22 protein-coding genes are annotated in these 26,137 nt (G+C 74.0%); 14 read left to right on the top strand and 8 right to left on the bottom strand.

The window, feature by feature from the left end:
- Positions 1–58: 58 nt before the first annotated feature.
- The 12 genes from AC069T_RS26355 to ddaH all read left to right on the top strand — a co-directional run bounded on the left by AC069T_RS26355 (position 59) and on the right by ddaH (position 13,727).
- Positions 59–925 (top strand): JmjC domain-containing protein, encoded by an 867-nt coding sequence (locus AC069T_RS26355; RefSeq protein WP_478785092.1) that lies wholly within the window; start codon positions 59–61, stop codon positions 923–925.
- Entirely contained in the window at positions 925–2,073 is a 1,149-nt protein-coding gene (locus AC069T_RS26350; protein ID WP_478785091.1) for a JmjC domain-containing protein, read from the top strand. The genes AC069T_RS26355 and AC069T_RS26350 overlap by 1 nt, the downstream gene beginning before the upstream one ends.
- On the top strand, positions 2,070–3,263 hold the full coding sequence (locus AC069T_RS26345) for a YcaO-like family protein (protein ID WP_478785090.1): 1,194 nt from the start codon (positions 2,070–2,072) through the stop codon (positions 3,261–3,263). Before AC069T_RS26350 ends, AC069T_RS26345 begins: the two co-directional genes overlap by 4 nt.
- Positions 3,260–4,543 (top strand): TfuA-like protein, encoded by a 1,284-nt coding sequence (locus tag AC069T_RS26340; RefSeq protein WP_478785089.1) that lies wholly within the window; start codon positions 3,260–3,262, stop codon positions 4,541–4,543. The genes AC069T_RS26345 and AC069T_RS26340 overlap by 4 nt, the downstream gene beginning before the upstream one ends.
- Positions 4,540–6,489: an alpha/beta hydrolase family protein gene (locus tag AC069T_RS26335; protein ID WP_478785088.1), complete on the top strand. Its 1,950-nt coding sequence runs from the start codon at positions 4,540–4,542 to the stop codon at positions 6,487–6,489. The genes AC069T_RS26340 and AC069T_RS26335 overlap by 4 nt, the downstream gene beginning before the upstream one ends.
- Positions 6,486–7,406, top strand: coding sequence for an AAC(3) family N-acetyltransferase (locus AC069T_RS26330; protein WP_478785087.1), 921 nt, complete (start codon positions 6,486–6,488; stop codon positions 7,404–7,406). The genes AC069T_RS26335 and AC069T_RS26330 overlap by 4 nt, the downstream gene beginning before the upstream one ends.
- Complete coding sequence (locus AC069T_RS26325) at positions 7,403–7,945, top strand: GNAT family N-acetyltransferase (RefSeq protein WP_478785086.1); 543 nt, start codon at positions 7,403–7,405, stop codon at positions 7,943–7,945. The genes AC069T_RS26330 and AC069T_RS26325 overlap by 4 nt, the downstream gene beginning before the upstream one ends.
- A complete protein-coding gene (locus tag AC069T_RS26320; protein WP_478785085.1) occupies positions 7,942–9,243 on the top strand; it encodes a M16 family metallopeptidase in 1,302 nt (433 codons plus the stop codon). Before AC069T_RS26325 ends, AC069T_RS26320 begins: the two co-directional genes overlap by 4 nt.
- Positions 9,240–10,565, top strand: a complete 1,326-nt coding sequence (locus AC069T_RS26315; protein WP_478785084.1) for a M16 family metallopeptidase — start codon at positions 9,240–9,242, stop codon at positions 10,563–10,565. The genes AC069T_RS26320 and AC069T_RS26315 overlap by 4 nt, the downstream gene beginning before the upstream one ends.
- Before the next feature lie 49 nt (positions 10,566–10,614).
- Positions 10,615–11,868 carry an MFS transporter gene (locus AC069T_RS26310; protein WP_478785083.1) on the top strand — a complete coding sequence of 418 codons (1,254 nt, stop codon included), beginning with the start codon at positions 10,615–10,617 and terminating at the stop codon, positions 11,866–11,868.
- A gap of 219 nt (positions 11,869–12,087) precedes the next feature.
- Positions 12,088–12,549: a nuclear transport factor 2 family protein gene (locus AC069T_RS26305; protein ID WP_478785082.1), complete on the top strand. Its 462-nt coding sequence runs from the start codon at positions 12,088–12,090 to the stop codon at positions 12,547–12,549.
- Between the two features lie 329 nt (positions 12,550–12,878).
- Entirely contained in the window at positions 12,879–13,727 is an 849-nt protein-coding gene (ddaH, locus tag AC069T_RS26300; RefSeq protein ID WP_478785081.1) for a dimethylargininase, read from the top strand.
- Between the two features lie 80 nt (positions 13,728–13,807).
- On the opposite strand, the gene AC069T_RS26295 is transcribed toward ddaH, so the two are convergent.
- From AC069T_RS26295 to AC069T_RS26285, 3 genes are all read right to left on the bottom strand, one after another.
- On the bottom strand, positions 13,808–14,218 hold the full coding sequence (locus tag AC069T_RS26295) for a hypothetical protein (protein ID WP_478785080.1): 411 nt from the start codon (positions 14,216–14,218) through the stop codon (positions 13,808–13,810).
- Between the two features lie 301 nt (positions 14,219–14,519).
- Positions 14,520–15,428, bottom strand: coding sequence for an acetylglutamate kinase (gene argB / locus AC069T_RS26290; RefSeq protein ID WP_478785079.1), 909 nt, complete (start codon positions 15,426–15,428; stop codon positions 14,520–14,522).
- A 490-nt stretch (positions 15,429–15,918) separates the two neighbouring features.
- Complete coding sequence (locus AC069T_RS26285; RefSeq protein WP_478785078.1) at positions 15,919–17,289, bottom strand: lysine N(6)-hydroxylase/L-ornithine N(5)-oxygenase family protein; 1,371 nt, start codon at positions 17,287–17,289, stop codon at positions 15,919–15,921.
- A gap of 278 nt (positions 17,290–17,567) precedes the next feature.
- On the opposite strand from AC069T_RS26285, the gene AC069T_RS26280 reads away from it, so the two are divergent.
- Entirely contained in the window at positions 17,568–18,212 is a 645-nt protein-coding gene (locus AC069T_RS26280) for an FMN-binding negative transcriptional regulator (RefSeq protein ID WP_478785077.1), read from the top strand.
- Positions 18,213–18,240: 28 nt separating this feature from the next.
- Here the strand turns inward: AC069T_RS26280 and AC069T_RS26275 are convergent, their stop codons facing one another.
- Positions 18,241–19,032, bottom strand: coding sequence for an LmbU family transcriptional regulator (locus AC069T_RS26275; RefSeq protein WP_478785076.1), 792 nt, complete (start codon positions 19,030–19,032; stop codon positions 18,241–18,243).
- Between the two features lie 684 nt (positions 19,033–19,716).
- On the opposite strand from AC069T_RS26275, the gene AC069T_RS26270 reads away from it, so the two are divergent.
- Complete coding sequence (locus AC069T_RS26270; protein ID WP_478785075.1) at positions 19,717–20,655, top strand: ParB/RepB/Spo0J family partition protein; 939 nt, start codon at positions 19,717–19,719, stop codon at positions 20,653–20,655.
- 153 nt (positions 20,656–20,808) lie between these two features.
- Here the strand turns inward: AC069T_RS26270 and argB (AC069T_RS26265) are convergent, their stop codons facing one another.
- The 4 genes from argB (AC069T_RS26265) to AC069T_RS26250 form a co-directional block, all read right to left on the bottom strand.
- Complete coding sequence (gene argB / locus AC069T_RS26265; protein WP_478785074.1) at positions 20,809–21,774, bottom strand: acetylglutamate kinase; 966 nt, start codon at positions 21,772–21,774, stop codon at positions 20,809–20,811.
- The gene (gene argJ / locus AC069T_RS26260) at positions 21,771–22,922 is read right to left on the bottom strand and encodes a bifunctional glutamate N-acetyltransferase/amino-acid acetyltransferase ArgJ (protein WP_478785073.1); all 1,152 of its coding nucleotides are present in this window, start codon (positions 22,920–22,922) and stop codon (positions 21,771–21,773) included. Before argJ ends, argB (AC069T_RS26265) begins: the two co-directional genes overlap by 4 nt.
- A 127-nt stretch (positions 22,923–23,049) precedes the next feature.
- Positions 23,050–24,078, bottom strand: coding sequence for an N-acetyl-gamma-glutamyl-phosphate reductase (gene argC / locus AC069T_RS26255; protein WP_478785072.1), 1,029 nt, complete (start codon positions 24,076–24,078; stop codon positions 23,050–23,052).
- 269 nt (positions 24,079–24,347) lie between these two features.
- Positions 24,348–25,526 (bottom strand): serine hydrolase domain-containing protein, encoded by a 1,179-nt coding sequence (locus AC069T_RS26250; RefSeq protein WP_478785071.1) that lies wholly within the window; start codon positions 25,524–25,526, stop codon positions 24,348–24,350.
- Between the last annotated feature and the right edge of the window lie 611 nt (positions 25,527–26,137).

The following is a 26,137-nucleotide window of genomic DNA, read 5'->3' as shown; positions in this document are numbered from 1 at the left end:
GGGTTGCCCGGGAGCGCTCGGCTCCCGGGCGCCACGGACCGGGAAGGTTGGCATCCGCATGACCACAGCCACTCCTTGGCCTGCCGCCCTGACCGGCAGGCTGTTCGGGGACGCCGCCTGGGGCGTCTCGCACCGCGTCGAGAAGCAGGCCCTGGATCCCGCGGGCCTGCTCACCTGCGACGGCATCCGGCGCCTGCTCGACGCCAGTCTCCTCAAGTGGCCCTACTTCACCCTGCTCAAGCACGGGGAAGTGCCCACCGTGTCCTCCTACACGGCCAAGCGGGACGTGATCGGGCACAAGGTCGGCGGATTCGCCGACCCGCGGGCCGTGGCCCGTCTCATGGCGGACGGCGCCTCCCTCAAGCTCAACCAGGTGGCGGACTGGCACCGGCCCACCCGCGACATCGCACGCCGGCTGGAGCAACTCCTGCCCGTGGCGGCCAACTCCTACATCTTCTGGACGCCCCAGGAGTCGCGCGGCATGCTTCCCCACCGGGACGCCGCCCACGTCCTGGTCATCCAGCTCGAAGGCCGCAAGCAGTGGCACCTGTACGCGGAGCCCGGCCAGATCGGCGCGTCGGCGGGCCTGGACGTGGACGCCGCCCGCCCCACCCACGTCTTCACCCTGGAACCGGGCGACGTGCTGTATCTGCCGCACGGCTGGCCGCACGACGCCGTCGCCGTCGGCGGTGACTCCCTGCACCTGACGTTCACGCTCACCGAGCCGACCCCCGAGGACCTGGCCGACGCGCTCCTGCGGCGGTTCCTGGACGACGAGGACAACCTCGTGCACCACTTCCACACCCGCCGGCTCCCGGCCCGCACCAGCGAGGTCCGCTCGGCCCTGACCGAGCAGGCCAAGACACTGGACGGCGACCGCTGGGCGCGCACGGCGCTCGAGACGATGCGGGAGGCGATCGGCTGATGACCACCACGACCACCGAGATCCACGAGATTGCCCCGGCCCCGCCCACCGGACACGCCCCGGCGCCCAACGGCCACGACCCGGCGCCCAACGGGCAGGACCCGTCCGCCAGTTACGCCCCGGCGCCCACCGGACAGGACCCGCCCACCGGACACGCCCCGGCGCCCAACGGCCACGACCCGGCGCCCAACGGGCAGGACCCGTCCGCCAGTTACGCCCCGGCGCCCACCGGGCACGACCCGTCCGCCGGGCACGACGCGTCCGGGTACGACGTGGTGCCCACCCGTCTGGAGCACCTGGTCGGCGACACCGACGCCTTCTTCCGCGACCACTGGGCCAACCAGCCCGTCCTGCTGCGCGCGCACAGCGACCTCGGCCGGCTCATCACCGAGCAGGAGATGTGGGACGAGGCCGAGTGCGGCCTGCTGTCCCGCCCCTACTTCACCGTCTTCAACGAGGGCGTGCGCACCGCGATCAGCGACATGACCCGCAAGCGCCGCGTCGTGGGCCACGAGCTGCCCGGCTACATCGAACCCGAACGCATCCGCCAGGACTTCGCGGCCGGCGCCACCTTCAAGTTCAACCAGGCCGAGCACTGGCACCCGCGCATCCGCACCCTGGTCAAGGCCCTGGAGCCCCACTTCAGCGGCGGCCTGGAGTCCTTCGTCTTCCTCAGCCCGCCCGGCAAGACCGCCATGCAGGCCCACACCGACGGCGCACACGTCTTCATCATGCAGGTCGCCGGCGTCAAGGACTGGGTGGTGGGCCGCATCGACGAGACCTCCACCAGCGACTCCACCCTGCACGAGGGGCCCATCCCCGACGAACACCGCATCGAGATGACGCTGCGCCCGGGCGACGTGCTGTACATGCCGCACGGCACCCCGCACTACGCCACCGCACGCCAGGGCAACTCCATCCACGTCGCCATCACCGTCGAGGAACCCACCGCGCACAACCTCGCCGAGGTGATCCTCGCCGGCTTCCTCGGCGACCCGGCCTTCAAGGCCCTGCACGACCACCACCACCGGCACACCCTCAACCAGCGCACCGAACTGCTGCGCGCAGCCCTGCTCGCCCACCTCGCCGCCGTGGACGAACAAGCGGTGACGCGGGCCGCCGTCACCCTGCGCAGGGAACACCGGTGACATGGCGCCAGGGCGCCCGCCGCGCCCCCTGGATGAGCGGCGGGGGACCCGCGGCCGTCACCGAGGGAACCCTGCGCACCACCGCCCTCGACGACACCTGGGCCCGCCTCGCCCCGCAGCTGTCCGCCCGCGGCATCACCCGGGTCGCCGACCTCACCGGCCTGGACATCCTCGACGTCCCGGTGTGGACGGCGATCAGGCCCGCCGCCGCCACCCTGGTCGCCAGCGCCGGCAAAGGCATCTCACCCGACGCCGCCCGCATCTCCGCCGTCATGGAATCCCTCGAGGTCGCCGTCGCCGAACAGGCCCGCCCCGCCCGCGTCACCCGCGACAGCGCCCGCGCGCTCACCCCCGGCTACGAGGTCGGCGAGCTGTCCCTGCACCCCGTGTCACTGGCCGACCAGCGCACCGTCCTTGACTGGACCCCGGGCTGGGACCTGGCAGCGGGCCGGCCCGCCCTGGTCCCGGCCGCCGCGGTCGGACTGCGCGGCTGGGCCGCCGACCGCTGGCAGCCGGCCACCTTCGTCACCACCACCAACGGCCTCGCCTCCGGCAACGACCACGTCGAAGCCGCACTCCACGGACTGCTCGAAGCCGTCGAACGAGACGCCCTGGCCCGGCTGCGCGACGGCGACGCGACCGCCACCGACCTGGACACCGTCGGAGAACGCCTCGGCGCGGTCATCGCCCGCATCCACGCCGCCGGAGCCGACGTCACCCTGGAACGCATCCCCTCCGTACCCGGAACCTGGGCCTACACCTGCTGGCTCACCCAGCCCGAGATGTGGCAGATATTCGCCGGCTCCGGCTGCCACACCGACCCGGCGACCGCCGCCGAACGGGCCCTGCTGGAAGCCGTCCAGAGCCGCGGCTCCGCCATCAGCGGCGGACGCGACGACATCCCCGAATGGACCTACCGCCGCCTGGCCGCCCCGCCCGGCCGGCCCCGCCCCACACCACGGCGCACCGAAGCGATGCCGCACACACCCCGGCCCTGCGCCACGCTCGGCCGGACACTGGAAAACCTGGTCACCGCCGTGCACCGCACCACCGGCCGGCCCGTGATCGCCGTCGACCTCACCCCCGGCCGGCAGCCGTGGCCCGCCGTCGTCCAGATCTTCGCACCGGGCCTGGGACTCACCCTCCAGCACCCCCGCCCGCAGTCCCTCGCCAGCAGGAGCTTCGCGTGACCCCCCGCCGCATCGCCTTCGTCGGCCCGACCCTGCCCCCGCCCCAACGGCCCGCAGGACCCTTCGAATACCGGCCGCCCGTACGCCACGGCGACCTCTTCGACCTGTGCCTGCGCCCCGGCGACCAGATACTGATCGTGGACGGCGTCTACCAGCACTTCGCGCCCGTCCGGCACAAGGAGATCCTCGCCCAGCTCGCCCGCGGCGTCCACGTCACCGGCACCGCCAGCCTCGGCGCGCTGCGCGCCGCCGAACTGGCCGGCTTCGGCATGCAGGGCCTGGGCCACGTGTACGCCGAGGCCCGCGCCGGACGCCTGAACGCCGACGCCGACGTCGCCGTCCTGCACACCGACGACAGCGCCGGCGCCCGCCGCCTGACCGAGGCGATGGTCTGCATACGGCACGCCCTGACCGAACTGCTCAGCACACAGCACCTGGACACCGGCCAGGCCACCCGCCTCGAACAGGCGGCCGCCCGCCTGCACTTCACCCAGCGCTCCGCCGCGGGACTGCGCCACACCGCCGGAGCCGACCGCGCCGCCATGGACCTGCTCCTGGACCACCTGGCCCGGCACGGCGACATCAAGACCCGCGACGCCCGCCACGCCCTGGACACCCTGGCCGCCCACCCCGTACCGCCCCCCGCCGCCGCCGGCACCGCCGACGCCTGGCCCAGCTCCTACGGCCGGGAATGGGACTTCGAACACCGCCCCCTCAAGCCCGGCTCCGCCGTCAGCGCCCGCCTCGCCCTGGCCTGCCTGCAGCTGTTCGCCGCCGACTTCCCCGACCGGCACCGCGCCTACGCCCTGCGCCTGGCCACCACCACCACCGCCGTCGGCGCTACCGCCACCGCGGGGCAGGTCCTTGGCGCCGCCGGCTTCGCCCCCGCCCCCCGCCCCGACGCCCAGCTGGCCCGCGCCACCGAGGCCACCACCGCCTGGAGCACCGACGAACGGCTCCTGGCCCGCACCTTCCGCCTGCCGCCCGGCCGCCTCGTCTACCAGGACCTGCCCGCCGAAGCAGTCACCGGCACCACCCTGGACGAACTGGAGGAGCACTGCCTGCGGCTGCTGCTGCCGCCCGGCGCGCAGCCCGCCCCCACCGCACACCGGCACGCCCTGCTGCGCGAACTGTGGCAGGCCGGATCGGACCACGAGTACCGGCTGTGCGCGCTGGAACGCGGCTTGCGCGACAGCGCCGAAGCCGCCCGCCTGGCCGCAGCCTTCGACCTCACCCTGATCGCCCGGCTCCTGCACGCCCCGGCGGCGGCAGCCCGATGACCCCCACCCCGCCGCCCCCCACCCCTTTGGCGCCGGCCGAAGCGCTGGCCGAAGCGCTGTGCACCGAACCACGCCCCACCGAGGTGGCCGCCCACGGCGACGACGGACTGCTGCTGCGCGTGGACGTCCCCACCCGGCACGGCGCCGAGCAGCCGCACCTGCTGCACTACCGGCGCCGCCCGGACGGCAGCTGGGAACACACCTGGACGATGCCCTGGGGCACAAAGGCGCTTCCCGTGCCGGGCGGCTACGTGTGCGTGCGCCGCGAGCAGGGACGCACCCTGGTGGTGCGGCGCCGGGCCGACGGCGCCGGGGAACAGGTCCTGCTGAGCGTCCAGGGACAGGTGGCCGCCCTCGCCCCCCGCCCGGACGGCACCTGCATCGCCGTCACCACCACCACCTTCGGCGGGCCCGGAGAACACCCCCAGGGCCTGCTGACGGGCTCCGACGCCGTCTGGGCCCAGGGCAGCGACATGACCCTCAGCCACGCCAAACAGCCCCAGGGCGACTGGCACCTGCACCTGCTGCCGCTGGACGGCAGCGCCCCGCACCGGCTCACCCCCGCCGTCCCCGAAGGCCTCGCCCTCACCGGCGAGGCGGCCTGGGCCACAGCGGCCACCCTGCTCCTGGGAGCCCAGCGCCACCACCGCCACGGCGTCCGCAACTTCGGACTGCTGGCCCTGAACGCCCAGGACGGCGACACCGCCGGTGAACTGTTCTGCGGCACCCTCGACCTGTGCTACCCCGTCCAGGGCCCCGGCGGGCAGGTCGCCTACCTCGCCACCACCCGGCACAAGGACAACGAACCCGTCACCCAGTACGCCTGCCTGGTCGGCGCACACCTGCACCAGCCCGCCCTGCTGAGCGCCGAGAACGGCCTGTGGCAGCGCCCGGTGGGCTGGGACGGACCGCGCCGGCTGGTGTGCACCGCCGAGTTGGGACCCCGCCGCGGCCTGTACGTCCACGACCTGGACCACGCCACCTGGCGGCCGGTGCCCCTGCGGGCGTCGGTGATGAACGCCCGCATCCACACCGGCCGGGCCGCCGTCCTCACCTCCGCCCCCGGCACCCCGCCCGCGCTGGAGGTGAGCACCCTGGACACCGGCACCGCCGAACACGTCGTGTCCGCCCACACGCCACCGCTGCCGGGCCGCCTGCACCACCGGCCCCAGAACATCCCCGGCACCCACGGCGAGGTCGCCAGCTGGGTGTGCCTGCCCAAGGACACCCCGCCCCGCGCCACCGTCGTCCTCTACCACGGCGGCCCGTTCAACAGCTGGAGCGAATGGTCCTGGCGCTGGAACCCCTGGCCGTTCGTCGCCTGCGGCTTCGCCGTCGTCCTGGTCGAACCGCCGATGAGCCTCGGCTACCCCAACGCCGTACGCACCGGCTGGCGCCAGTGGCGCGGCGGAAGTGCCGCCTGCGCCGCCGCCCAGGTCGAGGCGGTCCGCGCCGCCGAGGGCCTGCTGGACTCCCCGCTGGCCCTGATGGGCGGCAGCTTCGGCGGCTACCTGGCCCTGACCACCGCCGAACTCCTCAACCCCGACCTGGTCGTCACCCACGGCGCACCCCTGGACCTCACCCAGGTCGCCGAGGGCAGCGACGTGGGCTGGCAGTGGATCCGCGAATTCGGGGACCCCACCGAACGCCGCCCGCTCTACCAGCTCAACAGCCTCACTGCACGCCCCGTACGGCCCGGCACCCGGGTACTGCTCTCGCACGGACTGCACGACGGCCTCGTACCGCCCACCGAGACCCTGCGCACCCACCGCGCACTCGCCCGCCAGGGCGTGCGCAGCGAAGTGGCGTTCTTCCGCTCCGAGGCACACCCCCTCAGCCGGCCCGGCAACATCCGCGCCTGGTACCGCTGGGTCCTGTCGGCGGCCGCCGACGAACTCACCCCCACCACCCCCGCCACCGCCCCCGCCGCGCAGGCGGCGTCATGACCGCCCGGCACGTCATCACCAGGTCCGCACTCGCCCACGGCCTGAAAACCCTGGGCATCCGCCCCGGCACCACCGTGCTGGCCCACACCTCACTCAGCTCCTTCGGCTACGTCGTCGGCGGCGCCCACAGCGTCCTGCTCGCCCTGCGCGACACCCTGGGCCCCCAGGGCACCCTCGTCATGCCCGCCTTCACCCCCCAGCTGTCCCACCCCCGCACCTGGCGCGCACCCGACCTCGCCCACGCCGCCGCCGACCCGGACACCGCCGCCCAGATGCCCCCCTTCGACCCCCGGCGCACCCCCGCCGCCCGCACCATGGGCGCCCTGCCCGAACTCCTGCGCACCCAGCCCGCCGCCCACCGCTCCACCCACCCCCACGTCTCCTTCACCGCCCAGGGCCCCCTCGCCGAACACATCGTGCGCCACCACCCGCACCCCTGGCGGCTCGCCGCCCACGGCCCCCTGGGCCGGCTGTGGGACCTGAAGGCCACCGTGCTGATGCTCGGCACCCCCTGGCACAAATGCACCGCCCTGCACCTGGCCGAGTACGCCACCGCCTACCCCGGCCGCCGCGCCGGGATGTGGGCGCTGCCCACATCCCGCACACCCGGCCGCACCCACTGGCAGGAGATACCCGAACTCCTCGTATGGGAAGGCGACTTCGACGCCCTGGGCGCCGCCTACGAAGCAGCCGCCGGCCCCCTGGCCACCACCCGCGTCGCAGGCGCCCTGTGCCGGGCCGTACCACTGCGCGACCTGGTGCGCTTCGCCTGCCGCTGGCTGGCCGGCCACCGCGACCTGCGCCGCGCACTGACACCCCCCGGCTGGCGCGCGGTCACCGACGCCCCCGCCCCGCTGCCCGCCGGACACCTCGGCGCGGCACACCCCCGCACACCGCACAAGGAGCCCACCCCATGAACGCCGAGGTGTCCCTGCGGCCCGTCACCCCCGGCGACCTCGACCTCTTCGAGCGGGAGTTCACCACCCCCGAGGGCACCGGCCCCCACCAGTGGTTCGGATTCACCCCCGCCCACCGGCTGCGCGCCCGCTTCGCCGACAACGCACTCCTTGGACCCGACGGCGGCACCCTCACCGTCACCGCCGACGGCACCGCCGCGGGCCGCGTCGAATGGTTTCCCGCCGCCTGGGGACGCCCCGACACCTCCTCCTGCTGGACCATCGCCATCGGCCTGTTCCCCGCCTGCCGCGGCCGCGGCACCGGCACCGCCGCCCAGCACCACCTGACCCGCTACCTCTTCGCCCACACCCGCGCCGAACGCATCCAGGCCTGGACCGACCACGCCAACCTCGCCGAACAACGAGCCCTGGAAAAAGCCGGCTTCACCCGCGAGGGCACCCTGCGCAGCGCCCAGTGGCGCGCCGGCCGCTGGCACGACCAGATCCTCTACTCGGTACTGCGCACCGACACACCCCTGCCGGACCAGGAGCCCCGATGAGCGAGCAGCCCACCACCCTGCGCCTGGACAACGGCCTGCGCGTCCTGCTGCAGCCGCTGCCCGGCTGCCAGGTCGTCGCCACCTGCCTGCACGTCGGCACCGGATTCCGCAACGAACCGGCCGCCGGCGCAGCCCACCTCCTCGAACACGTCCTGGCCCAGGGCGCCTCCAGCAGCAGACCCCTCACCGACGCCGTGGCCGCCACCGGCGGCATGACCAACGCACGCACCGCGGCCGACTACACCCAGTACACCGCCGTCCTGCCGGCCGGCGCACTGGACCTGGGACTGCGCATCGAACACGAAAGGCTCAGCGACCCCGACCTGGGAGCCGGCCACGTCACGGCACAGATCGCCGTCGTCCAGGCCGAGATACGCCGCAACATGCTCCAGCGCCCGCACGGCGGACTGGTCCTGTTCGACCTGCCCGCCCTGCTCCACGACACCTGGCACAACCGGCACAACGGATACGGCGACATCGACGCCCTCCAGGACCTCCACCCCGCCGCCCTGCGGCACTTCTTCGACGAGTCCTACGCACCCGCCGACGTGCACCTCGCCCTCGTCGGCGACTTCGACGCCGCCCACGCCCGCGACCTGGTGCACCAGCGCCTGTCCCCGCTGCCCCCACGCACCGCCCGCACCCGCACCCACCTCCCCGAGCAGCCGCTCACCGCCGACCGCCGGGCCACGCGCACCGAACACATCGCCCGCACCGCCCGCACCGCCCTGGGCTTTCGCACCCCGGACCCGGCCACCGACCCCGGCGCCCACCTCGCCGCCGTCCTGCTCGGCGAACTGCTGGAAACCCGCGGCACCCACTGCGCCTGCCACCCCCCGGCCAGGCGCACCTGGGGCGCCTTCCGCACCCGCGCCCACCGCACCGGCAACCCCTTCGACGTCGCCCGCGACGCCCTGTTCGCCGTGGACTTCCCCCACCCCGCCGACACCGACCCCGACCAGGGCGAACACTGCCTGCGCTCCGTCCTGCACGCCATCGCCCGGGGCACCGTGCCGCTCACCGCACCCCTGGCCCGCATCCGCAGACAGCTCGCCCTGGCCCTGCACGCCGAACTGGACTCCGTGGCAAGCCAGGCGTCCTGGCTGTGCGTGGGCGCCGCCGTCCACGGCGACCCGCTCCACCTGGCCGCCCTGCCCGACGCCCTGCACCGCCTCACCGACACCGAGGTGGCCGCCGCCGCACACCGCTACGCCACCGCCCCCGCCGCCCGCATCACCAGCCTGCCCGCCCCCACCACGCGCACACCAGCCCCGGGCCGGACAGGAGCCGCCGCATGAGCACCCCCACCACACCCACACCCACACCCACACCCGCACCCACACGCACGCCCACGCCCTGCTTCACCGCACCCCCGCACCTGGAGAACAGCACCGCCCGCGGCACCGCCGTCGCCCTGCGGCGCCCCGGAACCGGCCAACTCGCCGAAGCCAGGCTGCTGTTCCCGCTGACCCCGGCCCCCGGCCCGCACCAGGCCCGGGTCGAGGTGCTGGCCGAAGCCCTGCGCGAGACCCTCACCGAAGCCGCCGCGGACCTGGCGACCGTAAGGGTGGAGACACGCAGCGACCGCGCCGTCATCGCCGTACGCACCTTCGCCGACGACCTCACCGCCGCCTGCGCCCGCATCCGCGACTGCCTCGACACCGGCCGCCCCCACCAGACCCGCCGGGTACGCGAGGCCGCCGGCCGCGTCGCAGAGCGCCTGACCGCCGCCAGGACCGCACCCGCCCACCTGGCCCGCACCCACTTCCTCACCGCCGTCTACGGCCCCCACCCCTACGGCCGCGCCGCCACCGCCGCCCAGAGCGCCGACGTCCAGGGCCCGCACACCGCGGCCCTGCTGCACGGCGCGGACCCCGCCCGCCGCCGCAGCGTCACCGTCGGCCCCGGCCCCGCCGAAGACCTCCTGGCCCAGGCCCTGGCCCTGCTGCCCGAAACCGGCGCCACCCACCCCAGCCCGCCGCCCGCCCCCAGCACACCCCCGCCCGCCCCGGGCCCGCCCGCCCCGGGCCCGCGCACCACCGTCCTGCACCCCGACACCCCGCAGACCCTGCTGCGCCTGGGCGCCCTGGTCCCCGGCCGCGGCCACCACGACTACCCGGCACTGCAACTGGCCGTACTCATGCTCGGCGGCTACTACGCCAGCCGCCTCACCCGCGTCCTGCGCGAACGCGAAGGCCTCGCCTACGCGCCGCGCGCCGTCCTTGACCCCCTGGGCGCCGGCGCCGTACTGACCGTGGAAGCCGACGTACGCCACGACGGCGCCGCCCTCGCCCTCGCCCTCATCACCCAGGAGACCCAGCGCCTGGCACAGGGCGCCTTCACCGCCCGCGAACTGCACAACGCCCAGAACTACGCCGTCGGTTCCATGGCGATGGCCTGCTCCTCCCGCTCCGGACTGGCCTCCACCTACGCCGCCGTGCTGGCCGGCGGCCTGCCCGCGACCTGGCCGGCCGGCTACGAGGACCGGCTGCGCTCCCTGAGCGCGCACGAGGTGGCCCGCGCCGCCGCCACCCACCTGGCCGCGCCCGGCCTCAGCACGGTGGCCGTCGCTCCCGCCTGGACCCCCGGCCTCCCGCCGCCCGCCCGCAACGCCGCCTGAGCGCCCGGCAGGCGCCACCGCACCGCAACCGACGACGAGGGGACCCACCATGGTGAAAACGTTCATCGAGCGCACGTTCTCGTCCCTGCGCGGACCGGCCAGGACGCTCGGCGCGCTGCACTTCGCCGACAGCCTCGGCAACGGCCTGTTCATGGCCGGCTCCGCGGTCTACTTCGTCACCGTCGCCCACCTGCCCGCCACCGTCGTGGGCCTGGGGCTCTCCCTCGCCGGCCTCAGCGGCTTCGCCGCCGGCCTGGTCTTCGGCCGCCTGACCGACAAGGCGGGCGCCCGGCGCCTGCTCACCGTCCTGCTGCTCCTCCTGGCCGGCGCCTACGCCCTCTACCCGGCCGTGCACTCACCCGCCGCCTACTTCCCCGTGGTCGTGGTCACCGGCGCCCTGGAATACGGCTGCGGACCCGCCTTCGGCGCCCTGATCGCCGACCTGGTCCCCGAGGGGGAACGCGTCACCGCCCGGGCGGCACTGCGCTCCCTGTTCAACGCCGGCTTCTCGGCCGGCGCGCTGGCGGCCGCCGCGCTGATCGCCCTGGGCAAGGACGCCCTGAGCCTGCTCCCGCTCGGCAACGGCCTGACCTTCCTGCTGGCGGCCGCCCTGGTGCTGAAACTGCCCGTGACCGGTGCCCGGGCCGCCGCCGGCCCCGGCCGAGCCTTCGGTGTCCTGCGCGACCTGCCCTTCCTCGCCGTCATCGGCGCCTCCAGCCTGCTCGCCCTGCACAGCGCGGTCCTGCTCGCCGGCATCCCGCTGTGGATCGTCCGGAACACCGCGCTGCCGCACGGCACCGTCCCGCTGATCCTCGCCGTCAACACCGTCCTGGTGGTCCTCTTCCAGGTCGCGGCGGCCCGCGGCTCGGAGAACCTGGACGGCGCCGTCGCCGCGGGCCGCAGAGCGGGACTGGTGAGCGTCCTGGCCTGCGCCGTCCTGGCGGCGGGCACACTCACCCAGTCCTTCGCCACCGGCGCGCTCGCCCTCGCCGCGGTCCTGCTGTTCACCCTGGCCGAACTGTGGCAGTCCGCCAGCGGCTTCGGCCTCGGCTTCGCCCTGGCCCCCGAACACGCCCGCGGCGAATACCTCGGCGCCTTCCACCTGCACGTGGTCATCCAGGCCACCCTCGGCCCCGCCCTGGTCTGCTTCCTGGTCGTGGGCCACGGCCCGCTGGGCTGGCTGGCCCTGGCAGCCCTCTTCCTGGCCGGCACGGCCGCCATCGGCCCCTCGGTCACCCGGGCCCGCCGCGCCCTGCCCGCACAGCACCGCGAGCCCGCCCCCCAGCCCCGCGCAGCCGCCTGAGACGGACAGTGGACAGCCACCGCCGGCCCCGTACCGCCGGGCCCGGCGGGCACCGGAGCGGGCCGCGCCGACAGCACTTGAGGGGTATGCGAAAGATGCTCGATCCCGGACGCGGAGACTGCCCCTGCCGAGTCCGGATCCCTCACGCGGGTTCCCCCGGCGTCCCTCACCACCCCCGTGGACACGACCTGGCCACGGACAAAAGCGGAGGCTGAGATCATGCCCGTCGAGCTGGCGCACAGCACCCAACCCGCCTGGCCCGGCCAGGAGTTCGCCGCCCTGTACGCGCAGGCGCAGCACTTCTACGCCCACCAGATGCAGCTCCTGGACACACACGACACCCACTCCTGGGCGGCCACCTTCACCAAGGACGCCGTCCTCGAACTGCCCTTCCTGCCCGGGCCGGTGGCAGCCCGCACCGGGCTCGCCCGCTACGAGCGCGCCGGCGCGGCACGGCTGCGGCAGGCCGGCGCCCGCCTCCACCACTGGGTCGGCATGCTCGACGTCCATCCCCGGCCCGAGGGGACCCTGCACACCCGCTGCTCGGCCCTGGTGCACACCACGCCCCCCCAGAGCAGCTCCAAGGTCCTGTACGTGTGCGTCATGCAGGACGTCCTGGTCCGCACCCACGGCACCTGGCGCACCGCGCACCGCCGGGTGACCCGCGACGACCTGACCTGACCTGGACAGCCGGGGCCCTGGGCCCGGCGCCCGGTGGCGTGAGGTGGAACGCCGCTTCAGCTGAACTCGAAGTTCCGCACCACGCACGGGACGCGGAGCCGCGCCCCTGCCTACAGTGGCCGTGCTCATCACCTCCCTGTCCGCGCCCGCCTGCCGTCACCCGACGAGGGCGGGCGCGTCGACCCACGGGGGAGCGGGCGCGCACCGCGCCCGACACCCCCACGCCCGGACCAGAGCCCGTTCGCGGGCCCGGGCGGCCGGCCCGGCACACCCCGCCGGGCCGGGCCCGCCCCCGCCTCTCCCACGAAGAACACAAGGAGGAACCCGCCGTGGCCGCCCACACCGACACCGTCGACGAACAGGCTCCCCGCACGGCACGCAGGGCGGTCGCGCACCGCCTGCTGATGTGCCGCCCGCAGTACTTCGACGTGACCTACCGCATCAACCCGTGGATGAACCCGCACAAGCCGACGGACGCCGGGACGGCCCTGCTGCAGTGGGAGCAGCTGCGGGAGCTGTATCTCTCGCTCGGGCACAGCGTCGAGGTCATCGAGCCGATCGAGGGCCTGCCGGACATGGTGTTCGCCGCCAACGGCGCCACCGTGGTGGACGGCAAGGTGCTCGGCGCCCGGTTCCGGCACCGGCAGCGCACCGCGGAGGGCCCGGCCTACCTCGACTGGTTCGCACAGGACGGCTTCACCGACCTGCTGTGGCCCGAGCACATCAACGAGGGCGAGGGCGACTACCTGCGCGTGGGGCGCCGGATGCTGGCCGGCACCGGCTTTCGCACCGACCCCCGCTCGCACGCCGAGGCCCAGGAGTTCTTCGGCCTGCCCGTGACCGGCCTGACCCTGGTCGACCCCGACTTCTACCACCTGGACACGGCGCTGGCGGTGCTCTCCCCGGAGGAGGTCATGTACTACCCGGCGGCCTTCAGCCCCGGCAGCCGGGCGGTGCTGCGGGAGATGTTCCCCAACGCGATCCTCGCCCGCGCCCAGGACGCCGCGGTGTTCGGCCTCAACGCCTTCAGCGACGGCCTCAACGTGCTGCTGCCCCAGGCGGCCACCGGGCTCATCGCCCAGCTCAGGGAACGCGGCTTCAACCCGGTCGGGGTGAGCCTGGGGGAGCTGCTCAAGGCCGGCGGCAGCGTCAAGTGCTGCACCCTCACGCTGTCCTGACACCCCGCCGCCGCGGCCGCCGCCGGGCACGGTGCCGCGCGCCTGGGCCGGCGGGGCCGGGGACGGCCCCGCCCGCCGCTTCAGGGCAGGCTGGTGAACGCGGCGAACAGGTCGTCGAGTTCGTGCGTGTGCACGGTCAGCGACTCGGGGGTCAGCGCCGCCGCGTCCAGGGCGGCCAGCACGGCCCGCAGGGTCTGCACGCCGGCGTCGCCGGGAATCTGCAGGGTGAGCGTGACAAGGTCGCAGCTCGCCTCGCCGGGCCCGGGGTGCGCGACGGCGCCGAACGCGGCGCCGGCCCGTTCGAGGGTGAGCGCGTCGGCGAACCGCATGCGGATGAGGGCGTCGGGCGGATCACTGCGCGGCGCCGCCCGCAAGGCGCCATCACCCGGCCCCGACACCGCGGCCTGCCCTGCCGGCTCGGCCGGCGCGGTGTCCCGGTACGCCGGCAGGACGCTCAGGTGCGCGGCGGGCTCGTCCGCCGCGGGCAGCACGCCGGTTCCGGGCCGGGAATCCAGCAGGACGAGCCGGGCCCGGGGCGGGAGGGACGCAGCCGGACAGCCGGCCGCCTCCCCGTCCGGGCCGGCCGCGGCGGACGCGCCGGATGACGGCGGGGCCTCACCCCGCCCGCCGGGCGGGGCGGATGACGGCGGGGCCTCACCGCGGCCGCCGGGCGGGGGGAACCAGGGGGTGTGGGTCACGGGCACTGCCCTCGCCTTCGCTGGAGTGTCGTCGTGCGGGTGCCGCCCTCCCGGCGGCGGCCGCCAGGACACGACCGCTGCGGCCGGTGGCCGTTCACGCCAGGACCTCGGCCTCGTGCGGGTCCGGCACGATCACCGTGCCGGTGCCGTCGTCGGTGAACATCTGCAGCAGGACCGCGTGCGGGATCCGGCCGTCGATGACCCGGGCCGCGCCCACGCCGCCGCGCACGGCGTGCAGGCAGCCGGTCATCTTGGGGACCATGCCCTCGCTCAGCTCCGGCAGCAGCTTCTCCAGCTCGCCGGCCGTCAGCCGCCCGATGACCTCCTCACTGTGCGGCCAGCCCGCGTACAGGCCCGCGACGTCGGTCAGCATGACCAGCGCCTCGGCGCGCAGGGCGGCCGCCAGTGCCGCTGCCACGGTGTCGGCGTTGACGTTGTAGACCGCGCCGTCCTCGGCGCTGCGCGCGAGCGGTGAGACGACCGGGATCCGGCCGTCGGCCAGCAGGCTGTCCAGGGCGCCGGTGTCCACGCCGGTGATGTCGCCGACCCGGCCGACGTCCACCGGTTCCCCGTCGATCCACGGCACGTGCCGCACCGCGGTCAGGGTGTCCGCGTCCTCGCCGGTCATGCCGACGGCGAGCGGGCCGAAGCGGTTGATCAGCCCGACCAGCTCGCGCTGCACCTGCCCGGCCAGGACCATGCGCACCACGTCCATCGCGGGCGGCGAGGTGACTCTGAGCCCGCCCCTGAACTCGCGCGCCAGGCCGCGCCGTGCGAGCTCGGCATCGATCTGGGGGCCTCCTCCGTGCACCACCACGGGCCGCAGCCCCGCGTAGCGCAGGAAGACCACGTCGCGGGCGAAGGCCGCCGTCAGGTCCTCGTCGACCATGGCGTGGCCGCCCAGCTTGATGACGACCGTGCGGCCCTGGTGGCGGGCCAGCCACGGCAGGGCGTCGCCGATGGACCGGGCCTTGGCCAGCGCCGGGTGCACCCCGGCGCTCACCACGACCTCGCACGCCGGGCAACGAGGCAGCCGGCCGGGCAGTTGGCGCTCATGGGAACGACTCCTTCTGGTGGGGGCCGGCCACGGGCCGGGCCCTGATGACCGGTGGACATGCGCTTGAACACCGCACGAGAACACTTGGCCGGGATGCGGGCTCTTGGGAAGGTGAACACCTGCCGGCCCGGGCGTCGGCTGTGCCGTCATCATGGCGCGCGGACGCGGCCCGGCGGAACACCGATTCCCGTCAACTCGCCCCCGGAGGCGACTGCTTTCCCGCTTTTCCGACACCACCGGATTCCTCCCCTGACGGATATCCCATTCCCCGCTCCAAAACGGGTCGCGGACGGCTCGAGGGGCAGTGGAATACGAAGGGGCCGCGCCGGACGGTATGAACGGCGCGCGGTGTGAAAACGCCGTGGTGAAACCGCCGCGGGGTGGGCTGCGGTGCTGCGGCGACAGCAGCCGGAACCCACCCCCGTGGTGTGCCTTCTCAGGCGGCCGAGGACGCGACCTCGGCGACGTCGGCGACCTCGACGGCGCGGCTGCTGTCCAGCTCCCGCTCGGCGCGCCGCAGCACGATGGAGTCGGCGATCTCGCCGCTGCGCACCGCGATGTTCGACAGCAGGGCCGAGGACAGGCCGTGGCTGTGCTCGGTGCCGCCCTGGAGGTAGACGCCGCAGGCGGGCCCCGATGCGGCGACGAGGCGGTAGTCGCGGGTGATCCGGTGCCTGCCGACCTCGTCGCGCTCGAAGTTCTCATCGAAGTCGCCGAGCAGGCGGGCCGGGTCCAGGCCGTCGTAGCCGGTGGCGAACACCAGCGCGTCGACGGCCAGTTCCTCCCTGCGGTCGTCGAGCAGCGAGTGCAGGAGAACCCGCGTCGTGTCGCCGGCCTGCTGGATCTCGGCGACCCGGGTGAGGTTGCGGAAGTGCAGCCGCTGGCTGCCGCGCACCTGCTCGTCGTACGAGCGCTGGTACAGGGCCCGGATGACGTCCGCGTCGACCACCGAGTAGTTGGTGTTGCGGTGGTAGCGCCAGAACGAGTCCCGGGCCCGCTCGGTGCCGAAGTAGTACTGGTCGACGGCGCTGGGGTCGAACACCTGGTTGGCGAAGGGGGTGTCGTCGGCCACGGAGTAGCCGTAGGACGGGATGACCGCGCTGACCTCGGCGTGCGGCAGCGAGTCGTAGAGGAACCGGGTGATCTCGGCCGCGCTCTGGCCGGCGCCGACCACCGCCACGCTCTTGAGGTCGCCCGGGGCCAAGGCGTTGAAGCGGCTCAGGAACTGCGAGCTGTGCCACACCCGTTCGTTACCGCTGACGCCCTCGGGCAGGCGCGGAACCAGGCCCGTGGAGACGACCACGTTGCGGGTGGTGACCACGCTGGTGGTGCCGTCGCCGGTGCGCACCTCGATCTGCAGGAGGTCGGAGGCGGGGGCCCCGGCCCCGGTGGCGGGCCGGATGGAGGTGACCTCGGCGCCGTAGGTGACCCGGTCGTCGAGGCCGGCGGCCGCCCACTCCAGGTACTGGTGGAATTCCTGCCGGGTCGGGAAGAAGTCCTGGTTGTTCACGAACTGCACCAGCCGGTTCGAGGCGTGCAGATACGAGACGAAGCTGTACCGGGACGCCGGATTCCTGAAGGTCGCCAGGTCCTTGAGGAAGGAGATCTGCATCGTCGTCGACGGCAGCAGCATGTTCCGGTGCCAGCCGAACGTGGGCTGCCGCTCGAAGAAGTGGCACTTGATCGAATGCTGCGGAGAGCTCGCTTCGTGTTCCTCCAGCGCGATCGCGAGCGACATGTTGGACGGGCCGAACCCGATACCGACCACGTCGTAGATTTCTTGGCTGGGCCTACCCGTTATGTCCATAGAAAATTCTCCCGCTTTGCGTCTGAAAAACTCGACCGGTGGCTCGAGAGACCGTCGTACAGTGTTCTCCGGAGAGTGTCTAAAAGGCAACTAGAGGGCGGCATGAAGACGGTTCGACGACGCCGCCGGGTGCTCGATATCCGAAAGCGTTGTCCCGTCGACGGGACGGGGGTACGGTCGGCGCGGATTCTCAAGGCTTCTGCGTGACGCAGGCTCCCCGCAGGTGAGTCCTGCCCCCTTTGCCGTGCCCCGAGACAATTGCCGAAAGGTGACTCCGGATGTTCGTTCCGAGCTTTTATCGCGAACCGGAAAGTTCGTGGATGGTGGATCTGATCCGTGGTAATCCGCTGGCGCTCGCGGTGTCCAACGGCAGCGCCGAGGACGGCCCGTTCGCCACCCACCTGCCGGTGATCTTCGACCCCGAGACCTCCGGCGACCGGAGCGGCGAGCTGGTGGGGACCACGCTGCTCGGGCACCTGAACCGGGCCAACCCGCACTGGGCGGCGCTGGAGACGGGCGCCGTGCTGCTGCTGACGTTCACCGGCCCGCACACCTATGTGTCACCCACCGTCTACGACAAGACGCCGGCGGCCCCGACCTGGAACTTCACCGCGGTCCACGTCCGGGGCGTGGTGGAGAGGATCACCTCGACGGAGGAGACGCTGGGCGTGGTGCAGTCCACCGTGCGCGCCTTCGAGGAGGGGTTCGGCACCGGCTGGGACATGAGCGACTCGCTCGGCTACTTCCGCAAGATCGTGCCCGCCGTGGGGGCCTTCCGGTTCACGGTGACCGGGGCCGAGGGCATGTTCAAACTCAGCCAGGAACAGCCCGGCGAGGTGCGCGAGCGGGTACGGGAGTCGTTCGGGCAGAGCGCGTGCACCTACAAGCGCGAGACCGCCGCGCTGATGAACCGGCTGCCGTGAGGTGCCGGTGGCCCCGGCGCCGGCGGGTTCAGGCGCTGATGGCCACCGGGACCCGCTCCGCCGGGCCCTTGGGCCGGGTGCTGTCCGCACCGGCGTCCGCGGCCGGCGCGGGCAGGCTTTTGACCGACGTGAGCCCGGTGACCTCCGCACGCTCCCCGGCCGTGCCCGGCTCCTGCAGGGCGCTGGCCGCCGCACTGTCCAGCACGGCCATCACCCACTGCTCGAAGTCGACGCCCAGCTGCTGGGCGGCCCGGTGCCAGCACTGGAAACGGCTGCCGGGGACATCGAGGCGCCGGCTCGGCTCGGCGGCGGCGGGCGGCGGCTGCTCGCTGTGGCGCGCGGCGCGGATGGCGCCGCGCAGCTGCTTGGTGGTCCACTGCCGCTGCTCGGCGCGCTCCAGCCACAGGTCCTGCTCCTCGACCGGCATGGAGGCCAGCTCGGCGTGGTGCTGGAAGCTCAGGGCGGCCCGGCGCCGGGTGAGGTCGAAACGCCGCGAGACCCACGCGTAGTTGCGCAGGGTCTGGTACGACAGGCCCGCGGCCCGTATCCCCCGCTGGTAGCGGTCGGTGTAGTGGTCCTTGCCGTACACCAGCCAGTCGCCCAGCCACCAGGACGAGGAGTCCAGGACGTCGGCGAGCTGGCGCCCGGCCCGCTCCCACTCGTCGTAGGCCATCTTGGCCGGCATCTGCAGACCCACCCTGGTCGTCAGCACCTGGCCCCGGCGCGGCCCGGCACCCGCGGTGCGTGCGGGGGGCTGCGCGGGAGCTGCTGCCGGGCCGTTGTGCGACCCTGCGGTCTGACCGGCCTGACGCGTCATCATGCCTCCATGAGGTGGGTCCCATAACCGGTGAGAACCCTCGCAGGGCGGGATGGAGGGGTACCGGAGCGGCACTCGAACGAGTGCACGTCGAACGTCCCCGCGGCATGGCGCCGTCTTCCGGTGGCATCATCGGTGCCCTCCCGCGGCCGGGCCCGTGATCCCTCCAGGCCCGGCGGAGCTGTCCCGCCGACGGGACACCCCACGGCCACCGGGCCCCGCGCGCGCCCTGCACCCCCCCTTTTTTTCTTCTTCCTTTCCCGGTGCCCGCGGGGCATGCCGGGGCCCGGCGAATTCCTGCGCCGCGGCACGGTTCCCTTGTCCCGGACCGCGGCCCGGAATTCCGCCCGGCGGCACCACCGCCCCAACACTCCGGGAATCCGGTGGGTATGTTTCCTTACGGTTCGCATCCCCGGCGCGCGTAAATCGGCCACCGGAACGTGGAAAAGAACCGGCGGGCAGGTATTTTGTGCCTCGTGGCCGTTATGGCCGCAGAGGGGAGCCGTACGTGGACATGCACCTCGTGAACACCGCCGCACAAGTGCGCGGCAGCCGCCGGGCGGCCGGGCGGCCCGGTGCCACGGCGCGGGACAGGGGCCTGTGATGGGTCTTCACCTGATCACCGCCGACAGCGCACCGGCTGTGTCCGGCCCCGCCGCGGCAGGGGAGCCGGCCCCGGGACGCCGCGTGGCCGCGGTGCCCCTGGACGCGCTGCTGGACGCCGACTCGCCGCGCATCGACGGCGAGAACAGCGACCGCGTCCGCATGCTCGCCGCCCTCAAGTCGCCGCTGCCGCCGATCCTGGTGCACCGCGCGACGATGCGCGTCATCGACGGCATGCACCGGCTCAAGGCCGCGCGGCTGCGCGGCGATGCCACCATCAACGCACAGTTCTTCGAAGGCGGGCAGACGGAGGCCTTCACCCTGGCGGTACGGCTCAACACCACCCACGGACTGCCGCTGTCACCGGCCGACCGGACGGCCGCGGCACAGCGGATCCTGCACGCCCGCCCGCACTGGTCAGACCGGCGCATCGCCGCCACCGCCGGCCTCGCCGCCGGCACCGTCGCCTCCATCCGGCGCCGTTCAAGTGACCAGAACGCGCAGTTGAACACGCGCGTGGGCCGCGACGGGCGCACCCGGCCGCTGCAGGCCACCGAAGGACGGCTGCGGGCCAGCCAGGTCATCGCCGCCAACCCCGCCGCATCACTGCGGGAGATAGCCCAGCAGGCGGGCATCGCCACCGCCACCGCCAAGGACGTACGCGACCGCATACGCCAGGGACAGGACCCCCTCCTGCCCAAAAGGCCCGCACCCGGCGCGAGTTCACCCGCCGGCCCCGGGACCCTCCCGCAGCCGGGCCCGCCCCGGCCCGCGACACGCGCCTCCGCGGCCGCCATCGGGCTGCTCCTGCCCAACGTGTGCAAGGACCCCTCCCTGCGCACGGAGGCCGGCCGGATGCTGCTGCAGATGCTCAACGTCCACTCGATCGGCGACGAGGCGAAGTGGCTGCGCCTGGCACGCAGCGTGCCCGGACACCGCGCCGACATCCTCGCGCAGGCCGCACGCCGCTGCGCCGACCACTGGCTGCGCCTCGCCAACGAACTGGAGACCCGCCGGACGTGAGCCCCCACACGGCCCCGCAGCCAGGCGGCCGGCCGCAACGCGAACGCCGCCCCGCCACTTTGAGGAGCGGCGGGGCGGCACCCGGAAAACGGGTCTGCCGGCGAGGTCAGGCCGCCGCCGCACTGCCCGCCCGGCCCGGGCCCGGGTCCTCGTTCATGCCGTCGCTTCCTCCAAGCCCGCGCCGGCGTCCGGCACGATCACCGTGCCGGCGCCCTCGTCGGTGAAGATCTGCAGCAGGACGGCATGCTCGACCCGGCCGTCGACGACGCGGGCGCTGCGCACCCCGTGGTTCACGGCGTACAGGCAGCCCTCCATCTTGGGGATCATCCCGCAGGCCAGCCGGGGCAGCAGCCGGCTGAGTTCTCCGGCACTGAGGCGGGGGATCACCTCGTCGCTGTGCGGCCAGTTCGCGTACAGGCCCCCGACGTCGGTCAGGATCAGCAGCGCCTCGGCGCCGAGCGCGGCGGCCAGTGCCGCGGCCGCGGTGTCGGCGTTGACGTTGAAGACACCGCCCTGGGCGGCGTCCTTGTCGTCCTGGGGCCGGGCGACGGAGGAGATGACGGGGATGCGTCCGTCGTCGATGAGGGCCTGCACGATCCCGGCGTCGACGTGGACGACCTCACCGACGCGCCCGATGTCCACCGGCCGGCCCTCTCGGTGCGCGTAGCGTCTGACGGCGGTCATCAGGCGGGCGTCCTCACCCGTCATGCCCACCGCGTGCGGGCCGTGCTCGTTGAGCAGCCCGACCAGCTCGCGCTGCACCTGACCGGCCAGGACCATGCGCACGACGTCCATGGTCTCGTCGGTGGTGACCCGCAGGCCCTCCTCGAACCGGGGCTCGAGGCCCAGGCGCCGCAGCTGTGCGCTGATCTGCGGTCCGCCGCCGTGCACCACGACGGGGTGCAGGCCCGCGTGCCGCAGGAACAGGACGTCCTTGGCGAAGGACGCCTTCAGCGCGTCGTCGACCATGGCGTTGCCGCCGAACTTGATGACGACCGTCTTGCCGTGATGGCGTGCCAGCCAGGGCAGCGCCTCGACCAGGGCGTGGGCCTTGGGCAGGGCCGTGTCCTCGCCCGGGCGGCCCGCACCGGACGGCGGGGGAGAGGCAAAAGCGCTCATGAGGAGTACTCGCTGTTCTCGTGGACGTAGTCGGCGGTGAGGTCGTTGGTCCAGATGACGGCCGAGTCCGTGCCCGCGGCCAGGTCCGCGGTGATGGTGACGTCGCGGCCGCTCATGTCCACCCGTGCGCGGTCCTCGCCCACCGATCCGCTCCTGCACACCCACACGCCGTTGATGGCGACGTTGAGCCGGCCGGGCTCGAAGGCGGCGGCGGTGGTGCCAATGGCGGACAGGACGCGGCCCCAGTTGGGGTCCTCGCCGTGGACGGCGCACTTGAGGAGGTTGTTGCGGGCGATGGAGCGGCCCACCTCGACGGCGTCGTCCTCGCTCGCCGCGTTCACGACCTCGACCCTGATGTCCTTGCCGGCGCCCTCGGCGTCCCGCACGAGCTGCCGGGCGAGGTCGCCGCAGACCGCCCGCACCGCCTGCGCGAACTCCTCGTAGCCGGGGGTGATGCGGGAGGCGCCGGAGGCGAGGAGCAGCACGGTGTCGTTGGTGGACATGCAGCCGTCGGAGTCGACACGGTCGAACGTGACCCGGGTGGCCGCCCGCAGCGCCCGGTCCAGGGTCCCGCTGCCGACGTCCGCGTCCGTCGTCAGGACCACCAGCATGGTGGCCAGGCCAGGTGCGAGCATGCCGGCGCCCTTGGCCATGCCGCCGACGCTCCACCCGCCCCGGGTGACGGCGGCCGTCTTGTGCACCGTGTCGGTGGTCATGACGGCGAGGGCCGCGTCCCGGCCGCCGGAGTCGGACAGGCGGGTGACGGCGCTCTGGACGCCGGCCAGGACCCGGTCCATGGGCAGCGGCACGCCGATGAGCCCGGTGGAGCAGACCGCCACGTCCGCCGCGTCCAGGCCGAGCTGCCCGGCGGCCTTCCCGGCGGTGGCGCAGGTGTCCCGCAGGCCCTGCGGCCCGGTACAGGCGTTGGCGCCACCGGAGTTGAGCACGACCGCGCGGACGCGGCCGCCCGCCAGCACCTGCCGGGACCACTGGACCGGAGCGGCCTGCACGCGGTTGGAGGTGAAGACACCCGCCGCGGCACAGCGCGGCCCCTCGTTGACGACGAGGGCCAGGTCCCGGGCACCGTTCTGCTTGATTCCCGCGGCGATGCCCGCCGCGGTGAAGCCCCGTGCTGCGGTGACACTCACTGCATCTCCTCGTCGGCCCCGCCGCACCGGCGGCTGATGTCACCGGCGCCCGCGCGGCGCAGGAGTGCGGCCCTCGCCGCCGCCTGCGGCCCGGCGCCCCTGCGGACCGCCGGTGACGGGCCCCGGCTCACGGTGCGACTCCGGTGGTGGAAAGCCCCAGCCCCTCGGGCAGGCCCAGGGCGGCGTTCATGCTCTGCACGGCACCGCCCGCGGTGCCCTTGGTGAGGTTGTCGATGGCGCTCACCACGATGATCCGGCCCACCTCGGGGTCCAGGGCCACCTGGATCTGCGCGGCGTTCGATCCGTGCACGGCCGCGGTGGCGGGCCACTGCCCCTCGGGCAGCAGCGTCACGAACGGCTCACCGTCCAGCGCCTTCTCGTACGCCGCCCGCACCTCCTCGGCGCTGGTCCCGGGCCGCGCCGCGGCGGAACAGGTGGCGAGGATGCCGCGCGGCATCGGGGCCAGCGTCGGGGTGAAGGAGACGGCGACCCGATGGCCGGCCACCGCGCTCAGGTGCTGCCTCATCTCGGGGGTGTGCCGGTGGCCGCCGCCCACGCCGTACGGCCGCATGGAACCCATGACCTCACTGCCGAGCAGATCCGCCCTGGGCGCCCTGCCCGCGCCGGACGTGCCGGACGCCGCGACGACGACCGCCTCGGGCCCGGCCAGCCCCGCCGCGTACGCGGGAAACAGGGCCAGCAGCACCGCGGTCGGATAGCAGCCCGGCACCGCGATGCGCCGCGCGCCCGCCAACGCGGCCCGGGCGCCCGGCAGTTCGGGCAGACCGTAGGGCCAGGTGCCCGCGTGCGGCGAGCCGTAGAACCTCTCCCAGTCACCCGCGTCCGCCAGCCGGAAGTCCGCGCCGCAGTCGACGACCAGGCTCTCCCGGCCCAACTGCCGCGCCAGGGCTGCGGAATGGCCGTGCGGCAGAGCCAGGAAGACCACGTCGTGCCCCGCAAGGACGTCGGCGGTGGTCGGCTGCACCCGCCGCCCGGCCAGCGGCGCCAGGTGCGGCTGCAGCGCACCGAGCCGCTCTCCCGCGCCCGAATGCCCGCTCAGCGCACCGATCTCCACACCGGGATGGGCCAGGAGCAGGCGCAAAAGCTCACCCCCCGCATACCCGCTGGCTCCCGCCACGGCCACTCGCACCTTCATGGATCCTCCCCGTTGGCAGACATGCCGTTCTAACGCGGCCCGAGCCCCGCCAGCAATCACCCTCACCATGCCCATGACAAGTCTGGGAGGTTGCGCGGGACCGCACCACCGCAGCTCACCGGCGCCGTGCCCGCACCACACCGGCTGCCGGCTGCCGCCCGGGACGCGACCCGAAGACCCCGGGAGGGGTCCCGGCATCCGCGGGCGGGGCGCGGGCCGGCGTCCTGCTGGTGCCGGCCCGCGCACACAAGGAGGGTGGGGCGGGGCTGTCAGCGCGTACGCGAGGACGTGCCGCAGTACTCGGCGCTCAGGATGGACAGGATCTCGTCCGCCCGCCAGTCACCGTTGTAGTTGAACGTGAGCTGGTGACGGCCGTCGTCGGTGAGGGCGACCAGGGACAGCCACCCCACGGTGCCGCCGTCGCGGTACCAGATGCTGGTGCCGCAGCCCAGCGTCAGCCGCTCCAGGCCCAGCCCGTAGGAGGAGATCGGGAAGTCGGGGTTGACGACGGTCGTCTTCATCTCCTTCAGCTGCTGCGCCGGCAGCAGCTTCCCGCGCAGCAGCGCCCCGTAGAACCTGTTCAGGTCGCCGGCGCTGGAGATGATGTCGGTGTTGCCCCAGAGCTGCGAGCCGTTCACCTCGGTGACGTCGTCGATCCGGTCCGGCTTCGTGTCGAAGAAGAGCTTGGAGTAGCCGCGCCCGCTCGGCTGGGGCAGCTGCGCGCCGGTGCCGGGAGTGGACGTCGCCTTGAGCCCCAGGGGCTCGATGACGCGCTTGCGCACCTCGTCCTCGTACGCCCTGCCGCCCACCTTCTCGACGACCATCGCGGCCAGGACGTCGTTGGTGTTGGAGAACCCGTGCCTGGCCCCCGGCGCGAACATCGGCGGGTGGGCGAGGGCCACCTCCACGCGCTTGCTGTGCGGCATGGTCTCGTACCGGTGCTGGAGGTAGCCCTCACCCAGGACGTAGGTGGCGACGTAGTCGCTGTCGGCGAAGTAGTCGGGCAGGCCGCTGGTGTGGTTGAGGAGCTGGCGCACGGTGATCGCACGGCCGTCGTTGCCGTTGCCGCTCACCAGTCCGGGCAGATGGCGCTCCACGCTGTCGTCGAGGCTGAGCTTCTTCTCCGCCTCCATCTGCAGCAGAACCGTCGCCACGAAGGTGCTGGTGAGGTGCCCGACGCGGAACCGGTCGTTCTTGCCGCGCGGCTCACCCGTCTTCAGGTTGCCGACGCCCGCCGCCGTCTTCCAGACGCCGTCGGCGTCGCGCGCCTCGGCGGTGACGCCGGGGACACCCGCCGCGACGGCCGCCTCGATCGCGGCCTGCGTCGCCTGATGGGCGGACACCCCGCCGGCCGTGTCCGCCCGGGCCGGACCCGTGAGGACGGTGGCCGTGACCGCGACTGCCGCCACGCCGACCATGCCGGCTCTCGGCCTCATCCGTATCGTCATTTCCCCGCTCCTGACAGTCGTCTCTCATTGGCTGATGCCGTACTTGTGCGGTCCGTCGGCGGCAGAGTAGGTCACCGCCGATGTGTGCGGATAGCGTGCGCAGCAAGACCGCGAACAACGACAAAGCGGTCGGGCGGCACACCGGATGCCCCGCGGGACCGACGGGTCACGCGGCGCGCACGCCAAGGGAGTTGGCCGGGAGTACACGCCGGCCCACCGGGCCCGACGGCACGGGCGGCGCCGGTGCGGGGCGGCCCGGGGCAGGCCCGGCACCGCGCCCCGGACCGACTCCTGCCGCTGCACGGCGCGGGCTCGGGCGCGGCACATCCCCGCGCCCAGGGGGCGCCGGCGCGGGCGCGGGGCATCCCCGCGCGGGGGAGACCTGGCCCGCCGTACCGGCGGCGCCTGCGCGGGCCGTGGTGAGGGCACGGCGGGGGGCGGCCCGGGGCACGGCGCACCCCCGTGCTGGGGTGCCCTTGGCTGCGTCCCGGGTGACTGCGCCGTACGGCGCAGGCGCGGCGCTTTCCCGCGCGGGGTGACATGGCCGCCGTACCGGCGGCACACGGCCCTGCGCGGGCCGCGTGAGGGCACGGCGCGGGGCGGCCCGGGTG

This window comes from Streptomyces sp. NPDC043867, from assembly GCF_056435845.1.
This window is presented reverse-complemented; position numbering and strand designations above follow the sequence as displayed.

What these genes read in the sequence shown, in the direction of transcription:
- AC069T_RS26350 (WP_478785091.1), top strand. Translation starts at nt 925, where the DNA reads ATGACCACCACGACCACCGAGATCCACGAGATTGCCCCGGCCCCGCCC.
- AC069T_RS26330 (WP_478785087.1), top strand. Translation starts at nt 6,486, where the DNA reads ATGACCGCCCGGCACGTCATCACCAGGTCCGCACTCGCCCACGGCCTG.
- AC069T_RS26285 (WP_478785078.1), bottom strand. Translation starts at nt 17,289, where the DNA reads ATGGACATAACGGGTAGGCCCAGCCAAGAAATCTACGACGTGGTCGGT.
- argB (WP_478785074.1), bottom strand. Translation starts at nt 21,774, where the DNA reads ATGAGCGCTTTTGCCTCTCCCCCGCCGTCCGGTGCGGGCCGCCCGGGC.
- AC069T_RS26280 (WP_478785077.1), top strand. Translation starts at nt 17,568, where the DNA reads ATGTTCGTTCCGAGCTTTTATCGCGAACCGGAAAGTTCGTGGATGGTG.
- AC069T_RS26315 (WP_478785084.1), top strand. Translation starts at nt 9,240, where the DNA reads ATGAGCACCCCCACCACACCCACACCCACACCCACACCCGCACCCACA.
- argC (WP_478785072.1), bottom strand. Translation starts at nt 24,078, where the DNA reads ATGAAGGTGCGAGTGGCCGTGGCGGGAGCCAGCGGGTATGCGGGGGGT.
- AC069T_RS26320 (WP_478785085.1), top strand. Translation starts at nt 7,942, where the DNA reads ATGAGCGAGCAGCCCACCACCCTGCGCCTGGACAACGGCCTGCGCGTC.
- AC069T_RS26305 (WP_478785082.1), top strand. Translation starts at nt 12,088, where the DNA reads ATGCCCGTCGAGCTGGCGCACAGCACCCAACCCGCCTGGCCCGGCCAG.
- AC069T_RS26335 (WP_478785088.1), top strand. Translation starts at nt 4,540, where the DNA reads ATGACCCCCACCCCGCCGCCCCCCACCCCTTTGGCGCCGGCCGAAGCG.
- AC069T_RS26310 (WP_478785083.1), top strand. Translation starts at nt 10,615, where the DNA reads ATGGTGAAAACGTTCATCGAGCGCACGTTCTCGTCCCTGCGCGGACCG.
- AC069T_RS26250 (WP_478785071.1), bottom strand. Translation starts at nt 25,526, where the DNA reads ATGACGATACGGATGAGGCCGAGAGCCGGCATGGTCGGCGTGGCGGCA.
- AC069T_RS26275 (WP_478785076.1), bottom strand. Translation starts at nt 19,032, where the DNA reads ATGATGACGCGTCAGGCCGGTCAGACCGCAGGGTCGCACAACGGCCCG.
- AC069T_RS26325 (WP_478785086.1), top strand. Translation starts at nt 7,403, where the DNA reads ATGAACGCCGAGGTGTCCCTGCGGCCCGTCACCCCCGGCGACCTCGAC.
- AC069T_RS26355 (WP_478785092.1), top strand. Translation starts at nt 59, where the DNA reads ATGACCACAGCCACTCCTTGGCCTGCCGCCCTGACCGGCAGGCTGTTC.